We start from the raw sequence: 9,853 nt of genomic DNA, 5'->3' as shown, positions 1-9,853 counted from the left end.
TGTCCCTGCAGCACTTCAACCTGCCGCAGCTTCAGCACAATCTCTTCGGGCTTGTCTCGCTTTCCAGCCATCGCTTGGTCCTCCTGACATCGGGACAAATCTATCCCAGTTGGTGGACCACTTCAGTGGGGGCACTCCACTTGAAAACCCGCAATCCAGCGCGATCGGATCGTTGATCGTAAAGGGATTCCCCCTGAACGCGGCCGGCTGACCGTTGTTCTGAAACCCGACAAACGCCCCGTCAGGGTCTGAAAACTGATAATAGAGGTTGCCGTTCACACCCTGCAGAACGATCGCCACACCGCCCGCTTCTGGATAGCCATCAGGCAAAACGATGGACGTTCCGGGAACGGTTGACGTGAAGGGCGTGGCTCCGGCCAGCGTGGCCGCAAAGGTCAACCAAATTATGCCGAGAAGCCGTGCGGCGTGCACAATCCGTGGACTCATCATGCAGCCCTTCCCGACACTCATTTCTTTGATTTTCCACCTGTGCCGGAGGTGTGCCCATCGCGCCACTTGGGCCGACGCAATGTCGACGGTTGTGCCTCCCGCGCAACACAATTAAAATCTTATATTATAAGATACTTATAAGGATTTTCGCAGATCTTGAGCCATCAGGATCGGCGGTTTACCGCAAGTCACGCTGGCCGGGATCGTTTTTTCTCGAACGGGGCGTTTTGCGTCGCGTCTGGCTGCACGGTAAGCTGCGCCACTCGCATTCGGGTGAAATATCCAATACGCGCACGTCCGACCTGCGTGACATCACACGCGTTGCACCTTGCGCTCGGCGTCGATTGGCACAAGTAAATCTTTAAGTCACAGCCCACACGCACGTCATTCATTGATGTCCAAAGCCTTCGACCAAGGGAACATTTTCATGCATATTCGGTCATTCCCCGCATTCGCGCTTCTTTCCCTTCTTTCGATCCTGACGAGCCCTGTCGGGGCGCAAGACACCGACGCCCCCCCGAGCGAACTCGTCAGGCCCGCGAAGCTCATGACGCTCAGCGCCGAGCAGGCCATGCTGCGCCGGGATTTCTTCGGGCGCGTCACCGCGAAGGAAACGGTCGATCTCGCTTTCCAGGTCAGCGGGCAGATCGAACGCTTCCCGGTCGCCGAGGGCGAGACCTACGAGGAAGGCGCGCTTCTGGCGCAGCTCGACCTCGAGCCCCTGGAACGGAGCGTCGCACAGGCCGAGGTCAATCTGAACAAGTCGCAGCGCGACCTCGACCGGCTGCAGGAACTCTCCAGCGCGAATGTCGCCGAGGTGCAGGTGCAGGATACCCGCACGCAGCGCGACCTGGCGCGGATCGCGCTCGAGGATGCGGAGGAACGGCTGGCCGACGCGACCCTCCGCGCTCCCTTCGAGGCGCTGATCGTGCGGCGCCTCGCCGCCTCCTACTCGACGGTCTCGGCGGGCACGCCGGTCGTGCGCCTGTCGGACATGTCGGAGATCCGCGTGGATATCGACGTGCCGGAGATCCTCTTCCGCCGGGCGCAATCGACGAACGACGTGCGGTTCCTGGCGAAGCTGCCGGATACCGACGCGACCTATCCGCTGGTCATACGCGAGTTCGAGGCGGAGACCGCCGCGGTGGCGCAGACCTTCCGCGTCACGCTCGCCTTCACCGAGACACCCGGCGCCTTCGTGCTGCCCGGCGCCTCGGTGACCGTGACCGCCGAGGCCCGCGAAGGCGACCGGACGCGGATGCAGCTGCCGGAGACCGCGCTGGTCTACGACGCGGAGGGCGCACCGCATGTGATGGTGTTCGAACCGTCGTCGGACAATCCCGATACCGGCACCGTGCGCCGGACCCCGGTCGAGATCGCGGTCGGCGATGACGGGCGGATCGGCATCGCCGACGGCCCTGCCCCGGGCACCGAGATCGTGCGCGCGGGTGCTGCGATGCTGCGCGACGGGCAAAGCGTGCGCCGCTTCACCGGCATCGGGGAGTAAGACCATGGGCAAGGGTATCGCCGAGGGCGCCATCAACCGCCCGCTTCTGACATGGATGCTGATGATCGGCTGCCTGTTGGGCGGTCTCTGGGGCTTTGCCAGCATGGGGCGGCTGGAGGATCCGGCCTTCACCATCAAGACCGCCGTGGTCTTCACACAATATCCCGGCGCTTCCGCCGAACAGGTGGCGACCGAGGTCAGCGAACCGCTCGAATCGGCCATCCAGCAGATGTCCGAGATCAAGTTCATCACCTCCTCCAACAAGCCCGGAACGAGCCGCATCACGGTCGAGATCGAATCGACCTATGACGGATCGGAATTGCCGCAGATCTGGGACAAGCTGCGAAAACGCGTGGAGGACGCGCAGAACGCCCTGCCCTCGGGGGCGGGCCCAAGCCGGGTCAACGACAATTTCGGCGACGTCTACGGCATCTTCTACGCCGTCACGGCACCGGGTTTCACCGATGCCGAACGGCACGACATGGCCGATTACCTGCGGCGCGAATTGCTGACCGTCACGGGTGTGGCGGACGTGACCGTGGCGGGCCTGCCCGAGGAACGGATCTTCGTGGAGCCCGACACCGCCGTCATCACCAATCTCGGCCTGCCGCCGGGTGCGATCATTCAGGCCATCTCGGATTCGAACGCCGTCACCGATGCGGGATCGGTCAGCCAGATGGGGCAGGAAATCCGCATCGACGCGCCCGAGGGATCGGGCACCGTGGACGATATCAGCAGTCTGACCATCGGCGTCGCCGGAGAGGTCATCGAGGTCACCGATTTCGCCCGCGTCTACCGCGCGCGGGTCGCCGATCCCGAGATGCTGATCCGCTTCGACGGCGAAGAGGCCTTCACCTTGGGCGTCTCCGGCAAGGAGGGCGAGAACATCGTCGATGTGGGGCGCGGCGTCGACGCCAAGCTCGACCAGCTGCAATCGAATATTCCCATCGGGGTGACGCTGCACCCCATCTACCAGCAGCATGTGGTGGTGGACGAGGCCTCGACGAGCTTCCTCGTGAACCTCGCGATGTCGGTGGGCATCGTGGTGGCGGTGCTGGCGCTCTTCATGGGCTGGCGGGCCGCGATCGTTGTGGGCTCCACCCTGCTGCTGACCGTGGTCGGCACGCTGTTCTTCATGGCGCTCGCCGATCTGCAGATGCAGCGGATCTCGCTGGGCGCGCTGATCATCGCGATGGGCATGCTGGTCGACAATGCCATCGTGGTGGCCGAGGGCATGCAGGGCGACATGAAACAGGGCAAGACCGCCCGCGAGGCCGCACGGGACGTTGCGGGCAAGACGCAGGTGCCGCTCCTGGGGGCGACGGTCATCGGCATCATGGCCTTTGCCGGGATCGGCCTGTCGCCCGATGCGACCGGCGAGTTTCTGTTCTCGCTCTTTGCCGTGATCGGAATCTCGCTTCTGCTGTCTTGGGTGCTGGCGATCACCGCCACGCCGCTTCTGGCGCATTACGTGTTCACGCAAGGCACCGGCGAAGGCGGCGATCCCTATGGCGGTCCGGTCTTCCGGGCCTACGGGGCGGTGCTGCGTGGCGCGCTCAACCTGCGTTGGCTGGTGATCGTCGCGCTGATCGCGGTGACCGTCGCCTGCTACTGGGGGTTCGGGCAGGTGAAGCAGCAATTCTTCCCCGACAGCAACACGCCGCTCTTCTACGCGCATTACAAGCTGCCGCAGGGGGCCAGCGTCAACGCCACCGCGGCGGACATGGCCATCCTCGAGGAATGGCTGGCGGACCGCGACGATGTCGTGTCGGTCGCGACCTTCGTGGGCGGCGGGGCCACGCGCTTCATGCTGACCTATGCGCCCGAGGAATCGCTGCCGACCTATGGCCATCTGGTGATCCGCACCGAGACGCTCGAGGAAATCCCGTCCTTGCGCGCCGATCTGGAAACCTTCGGGCGCAATGCCCTGCCCGAGGGCGAGTTCCGGACCGAGCGTCTGGCCTTCGGCCCGGGTGGCGGCGCGCCCATCGCCGCGCGCTTCTCGGGCAACGATCCGGACGTGCTGCGCGCGCTGGCCGAAGAGGCGAGCCAGATCATGCGCGACAGTTCGGACCAGGTGCGCGACCTCCGCACCGACTGGCGCGAACGGGAGCTTGTGTTGCGGCCGGTCTATTCCGACGAACGCGCACAGACCGCCGGGGTCACGCGTGCCAACCTTGCCACCGCGCTGCAGACCGCGACAGACGGCTCGCGCGCCGGGGTCTACCGCGAAGAGGACCGGCTGATCCCGATCCTGGTGCGCATGCCCGGCGCGGCGGAACCGGGGGCGGCCCACCTCATCGACCAGATCGTCTATTCCGAGGCGGCAGGCGACTTCATCCCGGTGGAGCAGATCATCGACGGCTTCGATTACGGTGTCGAGGACACGCTCTACCAGCGCCGCGACCGCATGCCGACGATCACCGTCGAGGCGGGCGTTCCCGCAGGCGTCAACGCCTCGTCGGTCTTCGCCGAGGTGCGCGGCCCGATCGAGGCCATGACGCTGCCCGAGGGCTACAGCCTCGAATGGGGCGGCGAATACGAAAGCTCGACCGAGGCGCAGCAAAGCCTCGGCGGTCAGCTGCCGGTCTCGCTCTTGGTGATGGTGGTGATCTCCATCCTCCTCTTCGGCAAGTTGCGCCAGCCGCTCATCGTCTGGCTTCTGGTGCCCATGGCGGTGAATGGCGTGGCCATCGGGTTGCTGAGCACGGGCCTGCCCTTTTCTTTCACCGCCCTTCTGGGCCTGCTGTCGCTGTCGGGCATGCTCATTAAGAACGGCATCGTCCTGGTGGAGGAGATCGACCTGACCCGCGCCGACGGCATGCCCTTCCGGGACGCCATAATCTACGCCTCGACCACGCGTCTGCGGCCGGTCGTGCTGGCGGCGGGCACGACGATCCTCGGGATGATCCCGCTGCTCTGGGACGCCTTCTTCGCCTCTATGGCGGTGACGATCATGGGCGGTCTGGGCTTCGCCTCGATCCTGACGCTGATCGCGGCGCCGGTGCTCTATTCGCTAATGTTCCCGAAGGCGGACAAGGAAGCCCGGCAGGCGGCCTGACCCGTCTTCCCTGCAACCATGGGGCCGCCGTCACACCGGCGGCCTCATGTCTTCAAAGCGGCAGCGCGGTGGTGTCCTTGATCTCTTCCATGGCGAAGCTGGCGGAGACATCCGCGCTTGGCACCTTCTGGATGAAACGCTGATAGAACCGGTCATATTCCCCGACCGAACCCACGCGGACGCGCAGCATGTAGTCGATCTCGCCGCTCATGCGGAAGGCACCGACGATTTCCGGCATCTCCGAGACCGCCGCGCGAAACCGCTTGAGCCAGTCTTCCGAATGCTCCTTCGCGCGCAGCATCACGAAGACCGAAAGCCCGAGCCCCAGCGCCTCGGGATCGAGCCGCGCGATCCGCGCCACGATGACCCCGGCATCCTCCATCTGCTTGATCCGCCGCCAGCAGGCGTTGCGCGACAGGTGCACCGCCTCGGACAGGGCATCGAGAGACCGGCTCGCATCCTTTTGCAGGAATGCGAGGATACGCCGGTCCGTTTCGTCGATATTCATGCTCATGTATGGGACGTTATCCCATCTCATCCCGAATCTTCAATTATGATTGGGATCCATGCTCTCGTCCCGCAGGATAAACGTAGCGAAACAGAGGAGTTTCCGATGCAACATCTTGCCCGCCGTTTCACCGACCACCCCGCCAGCGTGGACGAGACCTATCTCGAGCATATGCGCTTTGCCGCGAGTTTCGCGGGCAAGCTCCTGCTGGCCGGCTGCGCCGCGACCGTGCACGCCATCCTGCCCTGGATGTTCGAGAAGACCGCGAGCCGCATCATCCGCGACCTGCATCATCGCATGGAGAACCGCTGACGCTCAGTCCGAAAGGACGGCGGTCGCCTCGATCTCTATCTTGGCGTCGTCCTCGACCAGCGCCGAGACGACGACCATCGTCATCGCCGGAAAATGGTAACCCATGACCTCGCGATAGGCCGCGCCGATCTCTTTCTGATGGGCGAGGTATTCGGTCTTGTCGGTGACATACCAGGTCAGCCGGGCGATGTCGGCCACGCAGCCGCCCGCCTCCTCGACCACGGCGCGGATGTTCTTCAGCGCCTGCACCATTTGGCCGATGAAATCATGCGCCTCGAAGACCTGATCGGCGGTCCAGCCGATCTGGCCGCCCACGAACAGGATGCGGCCCTCGGCGACGATGCCGTTGGCGTAGCCCTTGGCAGGCTTCCAGCCCTCGGGATGAATAGTGATCGTGCTCACGGTGTATCCTCCATGAATTGGGCAAGTGCCGCCCGTTTGTCTTCCGGCCAGCGCACCGAACGCATCGCTTCGAGATCAACATAGACCAGCGTCAGCGTTGCGGTCAGACGCGCCTCGCCCGCGCATGCGGCGGACACCGTCGCATCGAGGCTCGCCCCGCCGATCCGCGTGACGACGAGCCGCCAGTCGAGCACATCGCCCAGGCGCGACGGGGCGTGGAAATCGGTGGAGATCTTACCGGTCGGCACGCCCATGCGCTCGCGCACATGCATCTCGGCGAAGGGCCAACGCAAAGCGTCGCGAAACAGCGTCTCGACCACCTCGTTGATCATCTCGAAATAGCGGGGATAGAAGACGATGCCCGCGGGATCGCAATGCTGGAACATCACTGCGTTGCGATATGTGTAGCCCGCCATGCCGCACTCGTCCCGTTGCATCCCTGCCCCATCTGAGACCCGGAGCATTCCGCCGAGACTGTCCCGCACCGCGACAAAAACTTCAAGCCTAAAGTTTTATACTTGAAATTTCTTGGGCCCGGTAGATACTCCCCCTACCCAAGCTCGAAGGAGGGGACGCCGATGAAGACCGTCTGTCTGGGAGGTGGGCCTGCCGGCCTCTACTTCGCGATCAGTCTGAAGCTGCGCCAGCCCGACACGGAGGTCGTCGTGATCGAGCGCAACCGCGCCGACGACACCTTCGGCTGGGGCGTGGTCCTGTCCGACGAGACGCTCGACAACCTCGCGCGGAACGACGCCAAAAGCGCCGAGGCGATCCGCGAACACTTCGCCTATTGGGACGATATCGCCGTCGTGAAGGACGGCACCCGCATCACCTCCACCGGGCACGGGTTTTGCGGGATCGGGCGCAAGAAGATGCTGCTTCTTCTGCAGGACCGCGCCCGCGAGCTGGGCGTCGATCTGCGCTTCGAGACCGAGGTCGAGGATATCGACGCACTGCGCCGCGATTACGATCTGGTGGTCGCCGCTGATGGTGTGAATTCCCGCACGCGCACTCGCTTTGAGGACGCCTTCAAGCCCGAGATCGACACCCGCGCCTGCAAGTTCATCTGGCTCGGCACCCATGCCAAGTTCGACGACGCCTTCACCTTCATCTTCGAGAAGACCGAGCATGGCTGGATCTGGGCCCATGCCTACCAGTTCGACGACGACACTGCGACCTTCATCGTCGAATGCTCCGAAGAGACTTGGCGCAGCGCGGGTTTCGACAAGATGGACCAGGACCAGACCATCGCCGTCTGCGAGGCGATCTTCGCCAAGGATCTCGATGGCAACGCGCTGATCTCGAACATGAAGCATCTGCGCGGCTCGGCCTGGCTCAACTTCAACCGCGTGCTCTGCGAAAAGTGGCACTTCGATAATGTGGTGCTCTTGGGTGATGCCTCGGCCACGGCGCATTTCTCCATCGGGTCGGGCACCAAGCTGGCGCTCGAATCCGCCATCGCGCTGGCGGAGCTCGTCTCGACCAAGCCGACGCTCGAGGATGCCTTCACCACCTATCAGGAAGACCGCCGCCTCGACGTTCTGCGCCTGCAATCGGCCGCGCGCAACTCGACCGAATGGTTCGAGGACGTCGAGCGTTATCTCGACCTCGACCCGGTGCAGTTCAACTATTCGCTGCTGACCCGCTCGCAGCGGATCAGCCACGAGAACCTGCGCCTGCGCGACGCCAAATGGCTGCGCGAGGCCGAGGAATGGTTCCAGGCGCAGGCCGGGGCGAACGGCGTGCACCGCGCGCCTATGTTCGCACCCTTCCAGCTGCGCGACATGCGGCTCGCGAACCGCGTCGTCGTCTCGCCGATGGCGCAATACAAGGCCGTGGATGGCTGCCCGACCGATTGGCATTTCTCGCATTACGCCGAACGCGCCAAGGGCGGCGCGGGGCTCGTCTATGTCGAGATGACCTGCGTCTCGCCCGAGGGACGGATCACGCCAGGCTGCCCCGGGCTTTACGCGCCAGAGCACGAGGCCGCCTGGAAGCGGCTGGTGGATTTCGTCCATGCGGAGACCGAGGCGAAGCTCTGCATGCAAATCGGTCACGCGGGCCGCAAGGGCGCCACCCAGCTTGGCTGGGAAGAAATGGATGCGCCGCTCGAGGATGGCGGCTGGCCGCTTCTGTCCGCCTCAGCGATCCCGTGGTCGGACCGGAACGCGACGCCCAAGGCCATGGACCGCGCCGATATGGACATGGTCCGCGACCAATTCGTCGCCGCGACCGAAATGGCCGCGCGCGCGGGCTTCGACATGGTGGAGCTGCACGCCGCGCACGGCTACCTGATCTCCTCCTTCATCTCGCCGATCTCGAATATCCGCGAGGATGAATATGGCGGCAGCCTCGAGAACCGGCTGCGCTATCCGCTCGAAGTGTTCCGCGCCATGCGCGCCGTCTGGCCCGAGGGCAAGCCCATGTCCGTGCGTATCTCGGCCACCGACTGGGTCGGCGATCGTGGCATCGAGGGTGAGGAGGCGGTCGACATCGCCGCGGCCTTCCGCGACGCGGGCGTCGATATCGTCGATGTCTCCGCCGGTCAGACCAGCGTCGAGGCGAAGCCCGTCTACGGCCGCATGTTCCAGACGCCCTTCTCGGACCGGATCCGCAACGAGCGCGGCATTCCCACCATGGCCGTGGGCAACATCTACGAACCCGACCACGTCAATTCGATCCTGATGGCGGGCCGCGCCGATCTCGTGGCGCTCGCCCGTCCGCATCTGGCGGATCCCTACTGGACGCTTCATGCCGCCGCGGCCCTGGGCGACAACGAAACCGCGTGGCCCCTGCCCTATCTGCCCGGACGGGACCAGATGCAACGCCTTGCCGAACGCGGCGAAGGTCTGGGCATCCGCGTATGACGGACCTGTCCGGCAAGACCGTGCTCGTGACCGGCGGCGGCACCGGCCTGGGGGCAGCGCTTGCCCGGGCCTATGCGGATGCGGGCGCCACAGTCTGGATTGCCGGGCGCCGCGACGGCCCATTGGCCGCGCTCGCCGCCGATCACGACCGCATTCACGCCGTGACCGCCGATGTCACCGATGAGGCCTCCGTCGCGGCCATGTTCGAGGCGATCGGCCCCTGCGATATCGTGATCGCCAATGCAGGCGCCTCTGCCTCTGCGCCTTTCCCGAAGACCGACCTCGCCACTTGGCAGCAGATGCTCGACGTCAATCTGACGGGGGCGTTCCTGACCCTGCGCGAAGGCGCGCGGCATCTGAAAGGCCGCGATTGGGGACGCCTGATCGCCGTCGCCTCCACTGCCGGGCTGAAGGGCTATCCCTATGTCGCCGCCTACACCGCCGCCAAACACGGCGTGATTGGCATGGTGAAGGCCACCGCCCTCGAGATGGCCAAGACCGGTGTCACCGTGAACGCGCTCTGCCCCGGCTTTCTCGACACCGAGATGACCGAACGGTCGATCGAGAACATCATGGACAAGACCGGCATGTCCGCCGCCGATGCCCGCGCGCAGCTTGAAAAGATGAGCCCGCAGCGGCGCCTGACCCAGCGCGCCGAGGTCGTGGCCGCCGCCATGTGGCTGACGGGGCCGGGATCTGAAGGGATCACCGGGCAGGCAATCTCAATCTCGGGCGGGGAGGCCTGA

At 64.8% G+C, this 9,853-nt stretch carries 9 protein-coding genes; 5 read left to right on the top strand and 4 right to left on the bottom strand.

Going from position 1 to position 9,853, the window contains the following annotated elements; genetic code table 11:
- Positions 1-15 precede the first annotated feature (15 nt).
- Positions 16-450: a hypothetical protein gene (locus BW990_RS21685; RefSeq protein WP_143526302.1), complete on the bottom strand. Its 435-nt coding sequence runs from the start codon at positions 448-450 to the stop codon at positions 16-18.
- 547 nt (positions 451-997) lie between these two features.
- Between BW990_RS21685 and BW990_RS20125 the strand changes: the two genes are divergently transcribed.
- Together BW990_RS20125 and BW990_RS20120 are read left to right on the top strand one after the other, a co-directional pair.
- A complete protein-coding gene (locus tag BW990_RS20125; RefSeq protein ID WP_159441704.1) occupies positions 998-1,957 on the top strand; it encodes an efflux RND transporter periplasmic adaptor subunit in 960 nt (319 codons plus the stop codon).
- Between the two features lie 4 nt (positions 1,958-1,961).
- The gene (locus tag BW990_RS20120; protein WP_076451171.1) at positions 1,962-5,018 is read left to right on the top strand and encodes an efflux RND transporter permease subunit; all 3,057 of its coding nucleotides are present in this window, start codon (positions 1,962-1,964) and stop codon (positions 5,016-5,018) included.
- A 52-nt stretch (positions 5,019-5,070) separates the two neighbouring features.
- Here BW990_RS20120 and BW990_RS20115 read toward each other — a convergent pair whose 3' ends face one another.
- Positions 5,071-5,532, bottom strand: coding sequence for an Lrp/AsnC family transcriptional regulator (locus BW990_RS20115; protein ID WP_076451169.1), 462 nt, complete (start codon positions 5,530-5,532; stop codon positions 5,071-5,073).
- Positions 5,533-5,631: 99 nt separating this feature from the next.
- Here BW990_RS20115 and BW990_RS20110 point away from each other — a divergent pair, with 99 nt between their 5' ends.
- Positions 5,632-5,838, top strand: a complete 207-nt coding sequence (locus BW990_RS20110) for a DUF6356 family protein (RefSeq protein ID WP_076451167.1) — start codon at positions 5,632-5,634, stop codon at positions 5,836-5,838.
- A 3-nt stretch (positions 5,839-5,841) separates the two neighbouring features.
- Here the strand turns inward: BW990_RS20110 and BW990_RS20105 are convergent, their stop codons facing one another.
- Together BW990_RS20105 and BW990_RS20100 are read right to left on the bottom strand one after the other, a co-directional pair.
- Positions 5,842-6,240, bottom strand: a complete 399-nt coding sequence (locus BW990_RS20105) for a RidA family protein (RefSeq protein ID WP_076451165.1) — start codon at positions 6,238-6,240, stop codon at positions 5,842-5,844.
- Entirely contained in the window at positions 6,237-6,656 is a 420-nt protein-coding gene (locus BW990_RS20100; RefSeq protein ID WP_076451163.1) for an acyl-CoA thioesterase, read from the bottom strand. The genes BW990_RS20105 and BW990_RS20100 overlap by 4 nt, the downstream gene beginning before the upstream one ends.
- Before the next feature lie 162 nt (positions 6,657-6,818).
- On the opposite strand from BW990_RS20100, the gene BW990_RS20095 reads away from it, so the two are divergent.
- Both BW990_RS20095 and BW990_RS20090 read left to right on the top strand, forming a co-directional pair.
- Complete coding sequence (locus tag BW990_RS20095) at positions 6,819-9,107, top strand: bifunctional salicylyl-CoA 5-hydroxylase/oxidoreductase (protein ID WP_076451161.1); 2,289 nt, start codon at positions 6,819-6,821, stop codon at positions 9,105-9,107.
- A complete protein-coding gene (locus tag BW990_RS20090) occupies positions 9,104-9,853 on the top strand; it encodes an SDR family NAD(P)-dependent oxidoreductase (RefSeq protein WP_076451159.1) in 750 nt (249 codons plus the stop codon). The genes BW990_RS20095 and BW990_RS20090 overlap by 4 nt, the downstream gene beginning before the upstream one ends.

Source organism: Roseivivax lentus, from assembly GCF_900156805.1.
Lineage (GTDB): Bacteria > Pseudomonadota > Alphaproteobacteria > Rhodobacterales > Rhodobacteraceae > Roseivivax > Roseivivax lentus.
Note: the sequence above shows the minus strand (reverse complement) of the source record. Positions and strands in the feature narration are given on the sequence as shown.

What these genes read in the sequence shown, in the direction of transcription:
- BW990_RS20115 (WP_076451169.1), bottom strand. Translation starts at nt 5,532, where the DNA reads ATGAGCATGAATATCGACGAAACGGACCGGCGTATCCTCGCATTCCTG.
- BW990_RS20095 (WP_076451161.1), top strand. Translation starts at nt 6,819, where the DNA reads ATGAAGACCGTCTGTCTGGGAGGTGGGCCTGCCGGCCTCTACTTCGCG.
- BW990_RS20100 (WP_076451163.1), bottom strand. Translation starts at nt 6,656, where the DNA reads ATGGCGGGCTACACATATCGCAACGCAGTGATGTTCCAGCATTGCGAT.
- BW990_RS21685 (WP_143526302.1), bottom strand. Translation starts at nt 450, where the DNA reads ATGATGAGTCCACGGATTGTGCACGCCGCACGGCTTCTCGGCATAATT.
- BW990_RS20125 (WP_159441704.1), top strand. Translation starts at nt 998, where the DNA reads ATGACGCTCAGCGCCGAGCAGGCCATGCTGCGCCGGGATTTCTTCGGG.
- BW990_RS20120 (WP_076451171.1), top strand. Translation starts at nt 1,962, where the DNA reads ATGGGCAAGGGTATCGCCGAGGGCGCCATCAACCGCCCGCTTCTGACA.
- BW990_RS20090 (WP_076451159.1), top strand. Translation starts at nt 9,104, where the DNA reads ATGACGGACCTGTCCGGCAAGACCGTGCTCGTGACCGGCGGCGGCACC.
- BW990_RS20110 (WP_076451167.1), top strand. Translation starts at nt 5,632, where the DNA reads ATGCAACATCTTGCCCGCCGTTTCACCGACCACCCCGCCAGCGTGGAC.